The sequence below is a fragment of the Pseudomonas sp. MPR-R2A5 genome (assembly GCF_058793055.1).
Genome location: NZ_JBXAFK010000016.1, coordinates 16,998 through 32,971 on the forward strand (window position 1 = coordinate 16,998; position 15,974 = coordinate 32,971).

The 15,974-nt window shown below is 62.8% G+C and carries 14 protein-coding genes; 4 read left to right on the plus strand and 10 right to left on the minus strand.

The genetic code is table 11. The features are described 5' to 3' along the window. The first annotated feature begins 194 nt into the window (after window positions 1-194). Window positions 195-821 (plus strand): helix-turn-helix transcriptional regulator, encoded by a 627-nt coding sequence (locus tag AC1Q6I_RS13610; protein ID WP_024075194.1) that lies wholly within the window; start codon window positions 195-197, stop codon window positions 819-821. Here the strand turns inward: AC1Q6I_RS13610 and AC1Q6I_RS13615 are convergent. Beyond that, a complete protein-coding gene (locus tag AC1Q6I_RS13615; protein ID WP_024075195.1) occupies window positions 809-1,189 on the minus strand; it encodes a RidA family protein in 381 nt (126 codons plus the stop codon). The two genes, AC1Q6I_RS13610 and AC1Q6I_RS13615, sit on opposite strands and share 13 nt — an antisense overlap. Next, window positions 1,186-2,151, minus strand: coding sequence for a threo-3-hydroxy-L-aspartate ammonia-lyase (locus AC1Q6I_RS13620; RefSeq protein ID WP_102623862.1), 966 nt, complete (start codon window positions 2,149-2,151; stop codon window positions 1,186-1,188). The genes AC1Q6I_RS13615 and AC1Q6I_RS13620 overlap by 4 nt, the downstream gene beginning before the upstream one ends. A 266-nt stretch (window positions 2,152-2,417) precedes the next feature. Here AC1Q6I_RS13620 and AC1Q6I_RS13625 point away from each other — a divergent pair, with 266 nt between their 5' ends. Continuing rightward, a complete protein-coding gene (locus tag AC1Q6I_RS13625; protein ID WP_102623861.1) occupies window positions 2,418-2,936 on the plus strand; it encodes a sigma-70 family RNA polymerase sigma factor in 519 nt (172 codons plus the stop codon). Continuing rightward, complete coding sequence (locus AC1Q6I_RS13630; protein WP_102623860.1) at window positions 2,933-3,850, plus strand: FecR domain-containing protein; 918 nt, start codon at window positions 2,933-2,935, stop codon at window positions 3,848-3,850. Before AC1Q6I_RS13625 ends, AC1Q6I_RS13630 begins: the two co-directional genes overlap by 4 nt. Here AC1Q6I_RS13630 and AC1Q6I_RS13635 read toward each other — a convergent pair. The 3 genes from AC1Q6I_RS13635 to AC1Q6I_RS13645 are packed head-to-tail and all read right to left on the minus strand — an operon-like array spanning window position 3,847 to window position 6,354. After that, entirely contained in the window at window positions 3,847-4,557 is a 711-nt protein-coding gene (locus AC1Q6I_RS13635) for an ABC transporter ATP-binding protein (RefSeq protein ID WP_024075199.1), read from the minus strand. The two genes, AC1Q6I_RS13630 and AC1Q6I_RS13635, sit on opposite strands and share 4 nt — an antisense overlap. Window positions 4,558-4,559: 2 nt before the next feature. Then, window positions 4,560-5,387: an ABC transporter permease gene (locus tag AC1Q6I_RS13640; protein WP_102623859.1), complete on the minus strand. Its 828-nt coding sequence runs from the start codon at window positions 5,385-5,387 to the stop codon at window positions 4,560-4,562. Between the two features lie 10 nt (window positions 5,388-5,397). Further along, a complete protein-coding gene (locus AC1Q6I_RS13645) occupies window positions 5,398-6,354 on the minus strand; it encodes an aliphatic sulfonate ABC transporter substrate-binding protein (protein WP_102623858.1) in 957 nt (318 codons plus the stop codon). Window positions 6,355-6,671: 317 nt separating this feature from the next. On the opposite strand from AC1Q6I_RS13645, the gene AC1Q6I_RS13650 reads away from it, so the two are divergent. Next, window positions 6,672-6,887 carry a TOBE domain-containing protein gene (locus AC1Q6I_RS13650; protein WP_003173733.1) on the plus strand — a complete coding sequence of 72 codons (216 nt, stop codon included), beginning with the start codon at window positions 6,672-6,674 and terminating at the stop codon, window positions 6,885-6,887. Window positions 6,888-6,958: 71 nt separating this feature from the next. Here the strand turns inward: AC1Q6I_RS13650 and AC1Q6I_RS13655 are convergent, their stop codons facing one another. The 5 genes from AC1Q6I_RS13655 to AC1Q6I_RS13675 all read right to left on the minus strand — a co-directional run bounded on the left by AC1Q6I_RS13655 (window position 6,959) and on the right by AC1Q6I_RS13675 (window position 15,973). Beyond that, the gene (locus AC1Q6I_RS13655) at window positions 6,959-11,506 is read right to left on the minus strand and encodes a dermonecrotic toxin domain-containing protein (protein ID WP_102623857.1); all 4,548 of its coding nucleotides are present in this window, start codon (window positions 11,504-11,506) and stop codon (window positions 6,959-6,961) included. Between the two features lie 101 nt (window positions 11,507-11,607). After that, the gene (locus tag AC1Q6I_RS13660) at window positions 11,608-12,753 is read right to left on the minus strand and encodes a MalY/PatB family protein (protein ID WP_069075928.1); all 1,146 of its coding nucleotides are present in this window, start codon (window positions 12,751-12,753) and stop codon (window positions 11,608-11,610) included. A 154-nt stretch (window positions 12,754-12,907) separates the two neighbouring features. After that, entirely contained in the window at window positions 12,908-14,218 is a 1,311-nt protein-coding gene (locus AC1Q6I_RS13665; protein ID WP_024075204.1) for an MFS transporter, read from the minus strand. Window positions 14,219-14,500: 282 nt separating this feature from the next. Further along, window positions 14,501-15,133 carry an N-carbamoylsarcosine amidohydrolase gene (locus AC1Q6I_RS13670; RefSeq protein WP_102623856.1) on the minus strand — a complete coding sequence of 211 codons (633 nt, stop codon included), beginning with the start codon at window positions 15,131-15,133 and terminating at the stop codon, window positions 14,501-14,503. A gap of 87 nt (window positions 15,134-15,220) precedes the next feature. After that, window positions 15,221-15,973: a maleate cis-trans isomerase family protein gene (locus AC1Q6I_RS13675; protein WP_024075206.1), complete on the minus strand. Its 753-nt coding sequence runs from the start codon at window positions 15,971-15,973 to the stop codon at window positions 15,221-15,223. Window position 15,974: the final 1 nt, after the last annotated feature.

Consider the following 15,974-nt stretch of genomic DNA (forward strand, 5'->3'; position numbering starts at 1 on the left):
AAATACCGATGCTGCACACTATGTAGTGGTCTGTTTTGTTTATGGGCACACTATATGGGGTGTGGTCCCAGTGGTCAACGGACAAGATGTGCGGTTTTCGGTCGCTGCCCGGTGCCTATTGGATGTCGCGGGCTGCGAAGTGAAGGGCAGGGTGCAAATTGACGCCCTGTCCAGGACTGGATATGTTGTCTTGCATGAAAAAGACCTCTCTCCAAGACACCACCCTGATCAGCCAGCTCGAACAGATTGCCGAAGGCTTGAGCAAAACCTTCAGCCCGTTCTGCGAAGTGGTGCTGCACGACTTGCGCGACCCGCAGCACGCGATCCTGGCCATCCATAACAACCTCTCCGGGCGTGCCCCCGGTGACCCGGCCACCGAGTTGGGTCTGGCACGTATCGCCGACCCGGACTACCCGCAGGTCATAGCCAATTACCAGAACCAGTTCGCCGATGGGCGCCAGGTCAAAAGCACGTCGATCGGCATCAAGGACGCTCGCGGCCAGTACGTCGCCGCCCTGTGCCTGAATGTTGACCTCACGTTGTTTCGTGGTTTGCAGGGCCTGCTGGAGCAGTTCGGTTCGGTCAGTGGCGACAAGCTCGGCGAGTCTCTCGATCCCTCCGGCGCCGACGCGATCCGTGCACGCATCGACCAGTTCGCCGCCCGCCTGGCAACCACGCCGCGCGCATTGAAGACCGCAGATCGACGCGTGTTGATGCAGGAGTTGAAAGATTCGGGTTGCCTCGACATTCGCCGGGCCATGGAAACCGTGGCCTCGCACCTGGGTGTGTCGCGCGCGGCGGTCTATACCTACGCCAAGTAGCGCGCCAGCGCTTCGATCTCGACCTGATAACCGTGGTGCAATTGAGGTACCGGCACCACGGCGCGGGCAGGGCGGTGCTCGCCCAATGCGGCGGCGTAGAGCTGGTCGAATTCAGCCCAGTGCTGGACCCCGACCACATACACCGTGACTTTCACCAGGTCCTGTGGCGAGCCGCCCGCTGCCTTCAAGATAGCCAACAGGTTCTCCAACGCCACCTGGGCCTGTGCGGCGAACGACGCCTCGGGGTGATGGCGCCCATCGGCGCTCACCGGCAGTTGCCCGGAGATATACAGGGTGCCGGCGTGACCGATCGCCTGGGCGTAATGGCCGGCCGGTTTGGCCGCACTCGATGTCTGGATGATCTTCATGGGGCCTCGCGGAGCAGGGCGGCGTATCGCTCGATATCCACGTTGCCGCCGGTGACGATAATGCCCACGCGCTGGCCCTTGAACCGCTTGCCCAGTTGGCGCAACGCCGCCAGGCCCAGGCAGCCGGTGGGCTCCACCACCATCTTCATGCGCTGCATGAAGAACTTCATTTCTGCCACCAGTTGCGCGTCGGTGACGGTAAGAATGTCGTCCACCTTGTCGCGGATGATTGGGAAGGTGCAGTTGCCCAGGTGCTGGGTCTGGGCACCGTCGGCGATGGTCGCGGGGGTGTCGATATGCACGATGCTGCCGCTGCGAAACGAGCGTTGGCCGTCATTCCCGGCCTCGGGCTCGACACCGTAGAGCAGGCAATCGGGTGCCAGGGCGCGGGTACTCAGGGCGGTGCCCGAGAGCATGCCGCCACCGCCCAGGCCCACGAACAACGCATCCAGCGGGCCGGTGAATTCCAGCAACTCCTTGGCCGCGGTGCCTTGCCCCGCGAGTACATCAGGATGGTCATAGGGTGGGATCAGGGTCAGGCCGTGCTTTGCGGCCAGGGTACGGCCGATCTGCTCGCGGTCCTCGCTGAAACGGTCATACAGCACCACGCTGGCGCCATAGCCCCGAGTGGCCGCGACCTTGGCGGCGGGCGCATCGGTGGGCATCACGAGGGTCGCTGGTATGCCGAGCAGGCCCGCCGCCAAGGCAATGCCCTGGGCATGGTTACCCGAAGAAAACGCCACCACCCCGGCCTTGCGCTGCTGCGGGTCAAACTGCGAAAGGGCATTGAACGCGCCGCGAAACTTGAACGAGCCACCCCGTTGCAGGTTCTCGCACTTGATGAAGACCTGGGCGCCGGTCTCGGCGTCGAGGGTGCGTGAGGTGAATACCGGGGTGCGATGGGCGAAGCCTTCCAGGCGTTCAGCGGCGGCGATGACGTCTTGGTAAGTGGACGTGAGCATGAGACGGGCCTTGTTGGAGTGTCTGGATAAAATATCCATAACAAGACAAAGAGTAAAGTTTCGATTGTACGCACCGGCGTGTTCGCGCTCGGGCTTCCCTGATCTTTGGAGGATCGGCATGGCGCACAGGGGGCCAAAACGTGACTTGCCGCGCCAGAACGCTGTAACGCTCTAAACCCAATGTTGAAAAGATCATGGTGTCACGGCAGGATATTAAATAGAATGAATCTCATTTGAGACTCAATCGCGCCGTGCAGGTGGTTGCCATGAATGATGCTGTTGTCCCGACGCACGCCCCCGAACTGACCCTGTCGAGCCTGTACCGTGACCATCGCGGCTGGCTGGAAAGCTGGCTGCGGCGGCGCTTGGGCAATGCCTGGGATGCAGCGGACCTGAGTCAGGACACCTTTTTGCGGGTGCTCGCCAGTGCCCAGCCGATTGCGCAGATGCAGGAGCCACGGGCGTATCTGGTGACGGTGGGCAAGCGCCTGCTGGTCAATTTTCATCAGCGGCGCAGCCTGGAACAGGCTTACCTGAACGCCCTGGCGAACCTGCCCGAAGCCTGTGTGCCGTCGCCCGAGCAGCGCTGGCTGGTACTGGAAACCTTGCAAGCCCTGGATGAACTGCTCGACGGTTTGCCGGTGCTGGTGCGCCGCGCGTTTCTCTGGAGTCAGCTCGAAGGCTTGGGTTATCGCGAGATCGCCGAGCGGTTGGAGGTGTCGGAGCGCACGGTGAAACGCTACATGGCGCAGGCGTATGAGCATTGCCTGTTGGTGGACCTGTGAACCGTGAGATTGCGCGCGCCGCTGCCCAGTGGCTGGCGCTGCTGGAATCCGGCGCCGCCACCGAGCGCGATCACGTCGCGCTGCAGCACTGGCGTGACAGCCACCCGCAGCATGAACAGACCTGGCAAAAAGCCCAATCCCTGCGCCAGCGCTTCAGTGAGTTGCCCCAGGCATTGGCGATGGCCAGCCTCGACCGCCCGCAACCGGGGCGGCGCGTGTTGCTCAAGCGTGCGCTGGGCGTGGCGGCGCTGTTGCCGACCGCCTGGTTGATCAGCCGCCAGTTGCCTATCGAGGTCTGGCGTGCCGACCTGCACACCGCCACCGGCGAGCGCAAGCGCCTGTCCCTGGCCGACGGCGCCAGCCTGCAGCTCAATACCGCCACCGCGGTGGACGTGGACCTGGCGCAACGGCGTATCACCTTGGTGGAAGGGGAACTGGCCTTGAACGTGCCCGGCGCGGCCGCCCTCACGCTGGATACAGGCTACGGGCAACTGCGGGTCAGCCAGGCCGAGGTGTGTGTGCGGCAACTGACCGCTGGCTGCCGGGTGTCGGTCCTGAAGGGCGCGGTGCAGGTGCGCGACTTGAGCGGCAGGTTGGCGACGTTGCCGGGTGGCCAGCAGGCGCCGTTGAACGCTGGCGGACTGGGTGCATGGGCGCCGTTTGACGTGCTGCAATTGGGATGGCGCGACGGTGTACTGACCGCCCAGAACCAGGCGCTGGGGGACTTTTTGCGCGAACTGGCACGTTATCGGCCAGGTGTGTTGCGCTGGGATCCGAGCCTGGAGACGTTGCGGGTCACGGGGAGTTTTCGCCTGGATGACACCGACCGCGTCCTCAACCTGCTGGCCTCGACCCTGGGGCTTGAGGTGCAGGCGCGGACACGGTATTGGGTAACGTTACGCAAGAACGCCTAGATCACATGAGCGCGCTGCAGGTGCGTCAGCGACAACGCCTTGAGCTGCGCCAACAACGGATCACGCCGGTCCCTTGGGTGCGGCAAGTCCACCGCCAGTTCCTGGCGAATGCTGCTCGGCCGGTTGTCCATCACCAATACCCGATCACTCAGGTAGAGCGCTTCATCCACATCATGGGTCACCAGCAACAAAGCAATGGCATGGTGCGCAGCCAGTTGCAGCAACAGGTCTTGCAGCTTCATGCGGGTAAACGCATCCACCGCGCTGAACGGCTCATCCAGCAAGAGCACCTGCGGTCGCGAATACAAGCCGCGTGCGATCGCCACCCGTTGCGCCATGCCCCCGGACAGTGCCTTGGGCAGCGCCTGGGCAAAGCCCGTGAGGCCGACTTCCTCGATCAACTGCGTCACCCAGGCCCGGTCGTAGTGCTGGTCGTCGCTGAAGCCGATGTTCTGTTCCACCGTGAGCCAGGGCATCAGCCGGGGTTCCTGGAACACAAACGCCACTTCACCTTCAGGGCTGCGCAACTCGCCCTGGAAGTCGGTTTCCAGCCCGGCGACGATGCGCAGCAAGGTACTTTTGCCGCAACCGCTGGGGCCGAGCAGGCTCACGGCTTCACGCGGCTGCAGGGCCAGGTGCACATCTCTCAGGACCGTGGTGCTGGCGAAGTTTTTACGCGCCACGCGAATATCCAATAAAGGTTGCATGCCTATCGCTCCGTGCCTTGGCCGTTGAAGGTGTCACGCCAGGCCAGGCAGCGTTTCTCCAGGGTGGCGAGCAAGCCATCGCTGACCTTGCCCAATAGCGCCAATACGATGATCGCTGCGAGCACGATGTCTGGCCGTGAGGTTTCCCGCCCATCGCTGAGCAGGTAACCCAGGCCCTTGGTGGCTGCGATCAACTCGGCTGCCACCAGGAACATCCACGCCAGGCTCAAGCCGCTGCGCAACCCGGTGAACAGACCGGGCAGGGCGGCAGGCAACAGGATGCGACGTACCAGGCGCCGTCGGCTGAACCCATACATTTGCCCGACCTCCACCAGCTTGCGGTCGATATCGCGTATTGCCGCGACGCCATTGAGGTACACCGGGAAAAACGCGCCGATCGCGATCAGCACGATTTTCGAGGTTTCATCGATGCCCAGCCACAGCAACAACAGCGGCACCCAGGCCAGGCTGGGGATCGAGCGCAAGCCGGCGAAGGTCGGTTCCAGATAGGCTTCGGCCTCACGGCTCAACCCGACCCAGGCGGCGAATCCCAGGGCCAGGCTGGCGCCGATGGCAAACCCGAGCAACACCCGGCCGAGGCTGGCGCTGATGTGTTTCCACAATGCGCCTTCGGCCAGGTCCGTCAGGGTCACGGCAATCTCGCTGGGCGCCGGCATCTGGTAGGACGGCAGCCAACCCACGCGTACCACCGCCTCCAGCACCAGTAGGATCAGCACCGGCAACACCAGGCCCTTGAGCCGCCTTGGCCAGGCACTGCGGTTGATCGCCACGGGCGTGGCCAGGGGGAGTGCTTGGGTTTTGCTGGTCATCACGGGTTCCTCAGTGGCCGAACGAGGTGTCGATCAACTGGTCGATCACCTCGTCCACATTCACGCCTTTGCGCACCAACGCTTCGGACACCAGGATCGGTGCGGCAGCCTTGGACGACAGCACATCCTTGCTGCTCAAGAACGGTGTACTCAGATCCGTACGCGACAGTTGCAGCTTGGCCACTTCCAACGGCAGGCCGGACTCGTCGGCGAGCAGCTTGGCGAACTCCTCCGGGTGCTTCACCGCCCAATCCCGGGCCTTTTCATAAGCGCCGAGCACTTTGGTGATGGTCTGCGGATGCTCCTTGGCGAACTTCTCGGTCACGCTGACGACGCCGTAACTGTTGAACGCCTTGTTGCGGTACAGCAGGCGCGAACCGGCCTGGATTTCGCTGGCGGCCATGTGCGGGTCGAGACCGGCCCAGGCGTCCACGTCACCTTTCTCCAGGGCCGTGCGGCCGTCGGGGTGCTGCAGGTGCACCAGCTCCACATCGTCCTTCTTCAACCCGGCTTGTTGCAGGCTGCGCAGCGTGAACAGGTAAGGGTCGGTGCCTTTGGTGGCGGCGATTTTCTTGCCCTTGAGGTCGGTGACGCTCTTGAATGGCGAGTCCTTGCGCACCACAAGGGCGGTCCATTCGGCGCGACTGTAGACGTACACCGATTTGATCGGGCTGCCGTTGGCCCGGCTCAATACCGCCGACAGGCTGGCGGAGGAGGCAAAGTCCACGCCGCCGCTGTTGAGGTATTCCAGGGACCGGTTGCTGCCCTGGCTCAATACCCAGCCCACCTTGGAGTGCGGCAAGGCTTGTTCCAGCCAGCCGAAATGCTTGAGCACCAGGCTGACGGGCGAATAGTAGGCATAGTCCAGGTTGACTTCGACAGGGTCGGCTTCGGCGGCCTGGGCCAGGGGTTGCAGGCACAGAACCAGCGCGCAGGCGCCGAGTAAGCGTTGAGTGAAGGGTTTCATGGAACAGCTCCGGCAAGGCGTTGAGAGAAGGCTTTTCTTATATTCATAAAAATGAAATGGCATGTTCCATCATGCTTTTCAGGAATATGCAGTCTCTGTGCCATCTCGTTTGCACGCGTATTTACGGGGCTTCGAAGGGCCAAGGCTGTTGTGAGAGGGGCAAACTGTTGATCAAGTGTCGGTGGTGCAACAGCTTGTATATATCAAAATAGAATAAATAAAGAGTTATATATTCCTTTTAATGTCTTTGCGGTTGGCGCATTTTGAGGGCCTGCGCATTCGTGCGGATTGACCCAACAGCCAAAAGGAAAGCCGACATGACCATTAAAGCGATCAACGTGCGCAACCAGTTCAAGGGCGTAATCAAGGAAATTCTGCTCGGGGAGGTGGTCTCTGAAATTGACGTGCAAACCGCGTCCGGGATTGTCACCTCAGTCATCACCACTCGCTCGGTGCGGGACCTGGAATTGAAGGTCGGCAGTGAAGTGATCGCGTTTGTGAAGTCGACCGAAGTGTCCATCGCCAAGCTTTGAGCGACTGCACCGGTGACGGTAGCCGGCGGTGCTGGCCACCATCGCCGGTGAAAGGCGTGTGGCTGAACCTCTCAATCGATGCGGTCGAAGATGGCGCGCAGCTCTTCGGGGGGCAGTACCCCCTTGCCGGTGCCTTCGATCAGCTCGAAGGTGCCATCGGCGTTGACAGTAATACCCGCTGAGCCGGCAATCGTCACCGTGACCCCCGGCCGCTCCTTGAGCAACGCGTTGAGCGGCTGCTGCCCATTGAGCGTTTGTCCGATAACCGTGGCCAACCCCTGAGTGGATTGGGTGTTGACCCCGCCGACCAGTATCACGCGCCCCCCCTTGTTCAATGACGCCAACAGGTTGTCCAGCAGTTGCTGGGCGTTGCCATCGCGCAGGCCCAGTTCCAGGTTGCTGCCGGTCAGGTGCATCAGCGTACGGGTCTGGTAGGTGCTGCCATTCCAGTCGCTGAGTACCGCCAGCGCCGAGCAGTCGCTCAGGCTGCGGGTCGACAGGGGGGCGTGGTTATTGCTGAGGGTGGTCGATTCGCCCATGGCCACGTGGACAGGGGCGGCCGATTGCAATGATGGCGGGCGTACTGCCGGGGCCTTCGCGTTCCGGGGGCGTGACAGCTCGTAAGGGCGCTTCGGTTGCTTGACCAGGGTGTCGATCCAGTCCGGGTCGAGGGGGCTCATATTGGCTTGGCCGCCTTGACGAATCTGCAAGCCGGCGGCGTCCCATTTGGCCATGGTGGCCTGCAGTTGCTGCGTGTACTCAGACGCAGGGCAGGCGATGTCCGCCCAAGGGTCGACGACCCAGGCATCGGCCCAGGCTGGTCCGGCGAAGTCGGTTGTCGCGCTGACCGGGCCGGGTGGGCCGCCGATCACGGTGAACGCGTGCGCGTCGCCCGCGCGCCATTCTGCCGCCTTGCCGCCACTCTTGCCGATGATGTCCCTGGACAGCAGCGCCATTTCGCCGCAGTTGCCGGCACCGGTCTTCATGATCAGGTCGGGGCCGTTCGGCGCGCGCAAGTCGGCGGTACGGCGCAGCCAGTTGAGCGTCATGTCAGCCGCATCCGCCCGGGCCAGGTCATTCGCCGAACGCAGCTGGTTGCCAGGGCCGAGCCCGGTGGCCTTGAGCGCTTGCTGGACCTGGGCCTTGGCGTTCTCGGCGTAAAACCGGTTCTGCCGGGCGGCGGGCCAGCGGGCAAAGTCCGCCGGTTTTTCCAGCGCTGAAACCTGCTGTGGCCGCAGTGCAACGTCAGGCGGGGTGATGGCTTTGGCCCGCTGCAGCTGGTAGACCACTTCCCGCTGCTGCTCATCGGTCAACGCTTTGCACAGCTGTTTGAGTTCATCCACATCGGCTTTTGCATAGCCCGCCGCTTCGAGCTGCGGGTACACGCCCTTGAGCTTGGGCAGTGCGATGAAATCGGCATCCAGGGCCTGGGTGCTGTGGTTCAAGCCCAGGAACTGCCGGTAGCCTTGCACCAGGTCCAATTCGGTGGGGCTGCACTTTTTGAACGTGATATCGCCGGTCTGTTTTTTGTCCAGCGGGGCATAGTAGAACTCGGCGGTGTCCGCTTCCACGACCAGGTAGGGCTGGGTACCGCTGGTGACGACCACGGCCCTCAGTTGACGCTGGTCGTCAACGGCTTCGCTGATCTTGTTCAGCTTGACCACCCGCGTCTGTTCCGCGAGTGGCCCCACGGTGTTGCCTGGATAGAACCCAAAGCCCGGGTCGGCCACGAGCTTGCCGCGGACCTGGCGTTTATAGGTGATGCGCTTGGCGTCGTTGACCGGCACCAGTTGTGAGCCGATGTCGGTTTCAAGCATTTTATGCAGGCGTTTTTCGTGGATCACCCAGCGGTCCTTGCTGAACAAACTGGGCTTGGAGGGGAACAGCCGCACATGCTCCAGGGCCTGCAGCTGTGCCTTGGGCTCGGGCAGGTCGTTAAGGATTTTGGCGAAGCATTCGTCGTTGGCGCCGCGCCGGACACGCCGCACCGCCGCGGGGGCCGGGCAAATCGCCTCGAAATCGTCCAGGGGCTGGGCAGGCTCCTGCGCTTGGAGGTCGGTCAGCTCCCCAGGCCGGGAGTCTCGGTAGCGATAGATCCTGTCACCGTCGACCAGGTCGTAGCCGTTGGTTCGGGGCAGGGTGTAGGCATTCGGCGTCAGGGCGTGGTCAATCACCTGGGCGCGCTGGCCGTCTGAAAACACTTCGTTGCGCAGCGGGAGGACGGCGGGGCGTTCGCGCGGTAGCTCAAACGGGTCGCTGGCCACCGGGTCCGTGCCGCCCGCGACAGCGAACAGCGTATTGAGCACACCGTCCAGCGCCGCGGATGCGCCCTGCCTGCGTTCCGCCTGGGTATCGCCGGAATAGGCTTTCTCTGCGCCCAACGCCGTTTCTGCAAGACCGGTGGCGGCGGCGATGCCCACGACCACCGGCTCGCCAATCACCGCCAGCTTGGTCACCAGGCCCGCCGCTGCGGTCACATCGTTCAGCCAGGTATCACGGGTCACCTCGCTGTTGGATTTGATCGCGATGTCCGTATCGCTGGTCATGCGTTTGCGGGCCGCGTCCGTCATGGCGCTGAATACATCGCCCTGAATGCGCACATTGGCTTGATCGATCACGGTGCCTTCGAGATTGTCCCAGTACCCGCTGCCCAGGTACTTCAAGGCGCGGTCCACGCCTTTGTTCGATTGATCGTCGCCGGTGAAAAACGTCTTCAAGCCTGTCCAGAAACCGTTGTCGTTGTCCTGCCGATCTCTGAGCGAAAAATGTGATGCCAGCGCCTTGAGCTTATCGGGATCCTTGCCTTGCTCGGCGACCCATTGGTCCATTTTTTCCAGGGAATCGAAGCGAAGAAAGGCCGGTTGATGGCCTGGAGTGTAGAGGATCTGCACGCCGTCGCGACGGTCGCGCACCGATCGATACGTCTCGTCGTGGTCGGTAAAGCGCAGGATATCGCTGGATTGAAAGCCGTTGATATCAAACACGTGGGTCGACACCTTGACCGGAGCCGTCGCCTTCAGCTGTTCGACGGTCAGGGGCCGATGCTCCTTCAGTGGCAGGTTGGACGCGGCTCCCATCACCCACTGATAGTCGTCATGGGTAAACCGCTGCTCAGGCGGCATTTTCTCACGTTCGGCCGGCGAAGCCTTTTCGTACGCCATGCGTTGCTGGCGCGCCTGGGCGACAAAATTGCCCTTCAAGGCCATGCGGTAGTCGTCGCCATGGTCTTTCCAGAAGCGCGCCTGCCGGGTCGCCGTGAGTTCCTGAAAGTCGGTTTTCCAACTCTCATGCATCAGCCTTGAAGGGGTGAGCGGGAACTGATTATGCACGCCATAACCGCGTTTTTTGCTCTCGCCGGTACCCACTGTATAGAGCCCGGCATCCTGGTCGAGCACGCCCGGCGTCCAATCCTGCTCGCCGAAGTTGCTCAGCAGCGCGTCCGGCAGGCGCTGGGAGCGTAACGGCTCTGTGCCCAGGTGTTCCCAGCCGGTGACGGTGGGCGCCGAATCCGCGTTGTAGAAGCGATTGAGGAACACGGTGTCGGCATCGACCTTGCGCCCAGTCAAGGTGAAGATGATCTCTTCGGCCCACTTCTTCGCCTCGTTGCGCACGTTGGGGAGCGCGTTCTGCATGGACTGCAAGCGCTGCGCGTAGCGGGATTTTTCGCGCAGGTCCACAGGGTTTGGCGGCCCGGCTGCTTTCAGGTCGCGTAGCAGGCGCTTCAACTGACCGGATGTTTTGGGTGGGCGCCTGCCCGACGCCTGGAGCACCTGTGCCAGGCTGGCGCGAGCGGCCATGCCGTTGTGGTGCTCCTGGCTGTAGGAGGAGCCTGGATGCACGCTGATCTGGCTGCTGTTCAGGCCTCGCGCCAAGGCCAGGAGGGTTTCTGGCGGCGCGGGCAGGCCAGCCAGCAGTCGGGCCAGGCCGGCGATCAGGTGATGTCGGTCATGGCTGTCACCGACCACGCGCTGTTGTGCGGCCAGGGCGGCCGCGCCGCGCAGGGGGTCAGTGTCGGTGATGGGCGCAAATGTCTGTTTGCGGGCCGTGGTGTTCAGCGCATTCGAGTCAGCTTGGCTGATGCCATAGAAGCGCAGCACATCCTGGGCGCTGGCCACGTCGTACGGCTTGGACGGGTAGTCGAGCAGTCGTCCGCTGGAGGGCGGCCAGAAACCCAGGGCTTGTACCGCCTGGATCAGCGGCCCGGCCGCTGCCGCAAAGCCGGAGTGGTCGTCCAGGCTGAAGGTCTTGGGTTGGCCATCGACGGTGACTTCCAGGGTATTGGGCCCGGGGTGGAACTGTACGTTTGACGTTGAAATGTTATTGGCCTTCATCCACTGCTTGAAATCTGGCGTGCGCAGGGCATCGTCCAATTGCTTCAACCAGAGCCCCAGGGTGGAATGGGGCGGGACGTTGAACAGTGAGTCCGGGCCCGAAAGCGGATGGTCGAACGGCGCGGGGCCGATGCTTTGCACCAGTTGGCTGTCGCCCTGGTGCCTGAGCGTTTCGCGGCTCGACGGCGGCGAAATGGTGTAGGCCGGTTGATTGCGGGGAGCCTCCCCTGTGTAGGAGTTAAGGACGAGCACAGGGGGTAGGGCGGTGTTCTGGATTGATTGCGTCATGGGATGGCTGGCTCCGCGAACGTTTCTACAACTGGACTGGCCCCGCCAAGGCGTGGACCTGATCTGTGTGGGAAACGTCGGTGTTGCGGTTCCAGCCGATTTCAGCGGTTTTGTAAGCTGCGCTCCAGGCGTTGAATACCCTCTTCGAGCATCGCTCGGGGGCAGCCGAAGTTCAGGCGCACAAACTGCTGGCTGTCATCGCCGAATTCGATACCGGCGCTCAGGCCGACCTTGGCCTGTTCGAGGAAGAACTGCTGCGGGTCGTCCAGCCCCAGGGCGCTGCAATCCAGCCAGGCCAGGAAGGTGCCTTGCGGTGCATGCATCACCACGCCGGGCAAGCGGGTTCGCACCGCCTCAAGCAAATAGTCGCGGTTGCCTTGCAGGTAGTGCACCAGCGCCGCCAGCCAGTCGCTGCATTGGCTGTAGGCCGCGCGGGTGGCTTCCAGGCCCAGGGGGCTGACACTATCGACCATGCCGCAACGCGCGTGGTTGAAGCGTTCGCGAATCTCGGCGTTCTGCACCACGGCAAAACAGGTCTTCAGGCCGGCCACGTTGTAGGCCTTGCTCGCCGACATCAGGGTGATCGTGCGCTGCGCGATTTCCGGGCTGAGGCTGGCGGTGGGGATATGGCGACGCCCGTCGAAACACAGCTCGGCGTGGATCTCGTCGCTGATGATCAGTGCGCCCTGTTCCAGGCACGCGGTGGCCACGGCCAGCAGTTCTGCGCGGGGGAAAACCTTGCCCACGGGGTTGTGCGGGTTGCTCAGCAGCAGCGCTCCAGCGCCGCTCAGCGCCTGGCGCAAGGCGGGCAGGGGCGTGAGGTATTCGCCGTCGATGCAGTCGAACGGCACTTCGATACGGGGCAGGTTCCAGTGCCCGGGGGCCAGGCGGATCGGCCGATAGTTGGGGGTTTGCAGCACCACCGGTTGGCCGGGTTGCACGAAGGCGTGCAGGGCCATGTTGAACCCCGGTTCGACGCCGGGCAGGAACAGCAGCTCTTCGGGTTGCACGCGCCACGCGTACTTGGCCCACAGGTCGTCGACAATCGCCTCGCGCACATCCGGGCCGGCCACGCTGTAGCCGAGGATCTGCTGGTCGAGACGCTCGTGCAGGGCTTGCAACACCGCCGGCGGCGCGGCGATGTCCATGTCGGCGATCCACATTGGCAAGACATCTGGCGGGTAACGGTTCCACTTGGTGCTGCCGGTGCCGAGGCGGGGGTGGATCGTGTCGAAATCAAAACTCATGGGGGGGCTCGTGTCGGAAAAGGCGGGGGCAAGAATGGCGCTGATTCTAGCGCCATTCATTTGCCGATGCGCAACTTGCCGCAGGTGTTCAGTCGGTCAGTCCCCAGCGTTTCAGAAAACCTTGCAGGGTGATTCATCCGAGAAAGTTGGGGTATCAGCGATTCACCAGTTTCGCCGGCAAGGCGATGACCAGGAAGCTGCTGAGGATCAGGCAACCGGCGAAGAACCACAACGCACCCGCGCTGCTGCCGGTGACGTCGATCGCCACGCCCATCAAGGAGTTGCTCACCAGGCCCGCGATGTTCGCCACCGAGCAGGCCAGGGCGAAGCCGGTGGCCGCCGCGGTGCCTTTGAGAAAGGTCGCCGGCAGGCTGAAGAACACCGGCACCGCGCCGATGATCGCCGCCGAGGCAATCGCGAACAGCACCACGGTGGCAGCCACGTTATGGGTGAAGAAGGTGCTGGTGGCCATCGCGGCTGCGCCAATGAAAAACGGCACGATGATGTGCCAGCGGCGTTCGCGGTGCTTGTCCGAGCTGGCGCCAATCAGCAGCATGCCCAGCAGCGCGGCGACACTCGGCAGCGCGGTGAGGATGCCGATATGGAAGGTGTCGGTGACCCCGGCGTTGCGGATAAACGTTGGCATCCAGAACCCCATGGCGTAGGCGCTGAGCAGGATCGAAAAGTCGATCCCGCCGAGCATCCACACCTTGAGGTTGAAGAACCCGTCACGGAAGCTGTGCTTGCTGCCGGCACCGTCGGCGTCATCCTTGCGCAGCTCGCGTTCGAGCAGGGTCTTTTCCTCGATCGACAGCCATTTGGCTTGTTGGTAGCTGTTGGGCAACGCCCAGAACGTCAGGACGCCGAGCAGCACGCTGGGCACTGCTTCGATCAGGAACAGCCACTGCCAGCCACGCAGGCCCGCCATATGGTCGAAGTGCCCCATGATCCAGCCGGACAGCGGGCCGCCGATCACGCTGGACAGCGGCAGGCCGATCATGAACAACGCAATGATGCGTCCGCGCCGGTGCGTGGGAAACCAGGTGGTCAGGTAGTACAGCACCCCAGGCAAAAAGCCGGCTTCGGCGGCACCGAGCAAAAAGCGCAGGATGTAGAACTGGGTGGTCGAGGTGACCAGCATGGTGCAGGCCGAGAGCAGGCCCCAGGTGATCATGATGCGCGCGATCCAGATTTTTGCGCCGACCCGCTCCAGCACCAGGTTACTCGGTACTTCAAAGATGATGTAGCCCACGAAGAACAGGCCGGCCCCGAGGCCGAACGCGGTTTCGCTGAACTGCAACTGGTCGAGCATCTGCAGTTTGGCGAAGCCGATGTTGATCCGGTCGAGGTACGCGGCCAGATAGCAGAAGCACAGGAACGGGATCAGCTTCCAGGTGATCTTGTGGTAGAGCGTGTTGACGGGATCGGCGACCGTGGTCGCGGGTGCTGCATTCGCAATGGGCATTGGGGTGTCTCCTGGCGGTGACTTATGGTTTTTATGCTGCCGCTTTGTTCCAGCACTTCGGCGTGCTGTACAAGCGACGTCCAAAGGCAGTGTCAGAAGACTGAGGGGGTCGGGTTGGCCTTTACCGGTGGCGAGGGAGCCTGCTCCCGTCGAGCAGCCCCAGAGTGCTGGGAGCGCTGCGCACTCCAACGCGAGCAAGCTCGCTCGCCACCGGTAAGGTGCCTGGCTTCAGGCCTCAGTTTTTTCAAGACCGCGCTCTACGGCGCAGTTCTTAGTAACGTCTTATTGCTCCCTGAATTTGCTCATCGCCTCCTGCTTGCTCACCACGTCGCCGTACTTGCTGTCGATATCGAACAAGTTGGCTTCATGGGGCGCCGGGTGTCGATCGCCGACGCACTCGCGCACGACGATGGTGCGAAACCCGTGTTGCACCGCGTCCACCGCCGTTGCACGAATGCAGCCACTGGTGGAGCAGCCGGCCAGTACCACTGTGTCGATGCCCTGGGCGTGCAGCATCGGGGCCAGGCTGCTGCCGAAAAACGCGCTGGCGTATTGTTTGGTGATCACCACTTCATCGGCCTGGGGCACGACCTCGGCGCAGAACGCAGCGAGGGGGTTGCCTTCGACCATGTCCTTCATCACTGGGGCCTTTTTTACCCAGATACCGCCGTCGACGAAATGGCCGGGATGGTAGCGGATATTGGTGTGCACCACCGCAATCCCGTGCTTGCGCGCGGTGGCCAGCAGCTCGACGCTCTCAGCCACGGCAGTCACCACGCCCGGCGCGAACAACGGTGCGCCTTCGGTGGTGTAGCCCTGCATGAAGTCGATCATCAGCAAGGCGGCTTTTTTACCGAAGCCGATGCGGTTGCCCCAGACGCCTTGGTAGTTGGCGTCGGCGGATTGTTCGCTCATCGTTTCAATCCCTCATATTTGGACAATGCACTTACCCTGTGGTGATGGAGTTTGTTGGGGTGAGCTCGCCACTTCTCCATCTGCGCTTCAGTACGCGCCGGAGAGCAGGGCGCCGGCGCCGGGAACGATGGGTTCCAGGTCCAGGGCCTTGAGCATGGCGTAGGTGGTGGCAATGGCGGCGGTGAGCACTGGCTTGCCGGTTTGTGCTTCGACCTTGGCCACCACCGGCAGCGACTGCATCTGCACGCAGGCCGACAGCACGATCACATCGACGCCTTGCAGGTTCATTCCGGCGACAATGGCCGGCAGGTTGGCCGGATCGTGACGGGCCACGTCGAGGTTGTCGGGGATCTCCAGGGCGCGCCAGTCCACCACCTCGAAGCCTTCTTCGCGGATGTAGTTCACCACCAGTTCGGTCAGCGGCTTCATATAGGGCGCGACAATCGCGATGCGCTTGGCGCCCATGACTTTCAAGCCTTCGATCAGCGCCCCGGCACTGGTGATCACGGGGGCGTTGGCGTCGTTATCGGCGGTGGCCTTGCGCAGGCGCTGTTCGGAGTTGCGGTGATAGCCCAGGCCCATGGCCATGATCGCCACCAGGCACGCATAGCCCAGCACGTCGACCTTGGCGTCGGACAGTTCGACGGCGCAACGATCGGATTCGCCGTCCATCGCCGCCAGTTCTTCCTTGCGCACTTGCTTCATGCGCATGCGGCTGGAGTGAAAGGTAAAGCGCTCGGGGCGGATCGCCTGGCGCGCGGTGAGCATCGCCGGGATCTCGGTTTCCATGGTGGTGTTGGAGCTCGGCACAATCTGGCCAATGCGGTAAAGCTTCTGCATG

Coding starts and splice junctions, on each gene's coding strand:
- AC1Q6I_RS13610 (WP_024075194.1), top strand. CDS start 195: ATGAAAAAGACCTCTCTCCAAGACACCACCCTGATCAGCCAGCTCGAA.
- AC1Q6I_RS13615 (WP_024075195.1), bottom strand. CDS start 1,189: ATGAAGATCATCCAGACATCGAGTGCGGCCAAACCGGCCGGCCATTAC.
- AC1Q6I_RS13620 (WP_102623862.1), bottom strand. CDS start 2,151: ATGCTCACGTCCACTTACCAAGACGTCATCGCCGCCGCTGAACGCCTG.
- AC1Q6I_RS13625 (WP_102623861.1), top strand. CDS start 2,418: ATGAATGATGCTGTTGTCCCGACGCACGCCCCCGAACTGACCCTGTCG.
- AC1Q6I_RS13635 (WP_024075199.1), bottom strand. CDS start 4,557: ATGCAACCTTTATTGGATATTCGCGTGGCGCGTAAAAACTTCGCCAGC.
- AC1Q6I_RS13640 (WP_102623859.1), bottom strand. CDS start 5,387: ATGACCAGCAAAACCCAAGCACTCCCCCTGGCCACGCCCGTGGCGATC.
- AC1Q6I_RS13645 (WP_102623858.1), bottom strand. CDS start 6,354: ATGAAACCCTTCACTCAACGCTTACTCGGCGCCTGCGCGCTGGTTCTG.
- AC1Q6I_RS13650 (WP_003173733.1), top strand. CDS start 6,672: ATGACCATTAAAGCGATCAACGTGCGCAACCAGTTCAAGGGCGTAATC.
- AC1Q6I_RS13655 (WP_102623857.1), bottom strand. CDS start 11,506: ATGACGCAATCAATCCAGAACACCGCCCTACCCCCTGTGCTCGTCCTT.
- AC1Q6I_RS13660 (WP_069075928.1), bottom strand. CDS start 12,753: ATGAGTTTTGATTTCGACACGATCCACCCCCGCCTCGGCACCGGCAGC.
- AC1Q6I_RS13665 (WP_024075204.1), bottom strand. CDS start 14,218: ATGCCCATTGCGAATGCAGCACCCGCGACCACGGTCGCCGATCCCGTC.
- AC1Q6I_RS13670 (WP_102623856.1), bottom strand. CDS start 15,133: ATGAGCGAACAATCCGCCGACGCCAACTACCAAGGCGTCTGGGGCAAC.
- AC1Q6I_RS13675 (WP_024075206.1), bottom strand. CDS start 15,973: ATGCAGAAGCTTTACCGCATTGGCCAGATTGTGCCGAGCTCCAACACC.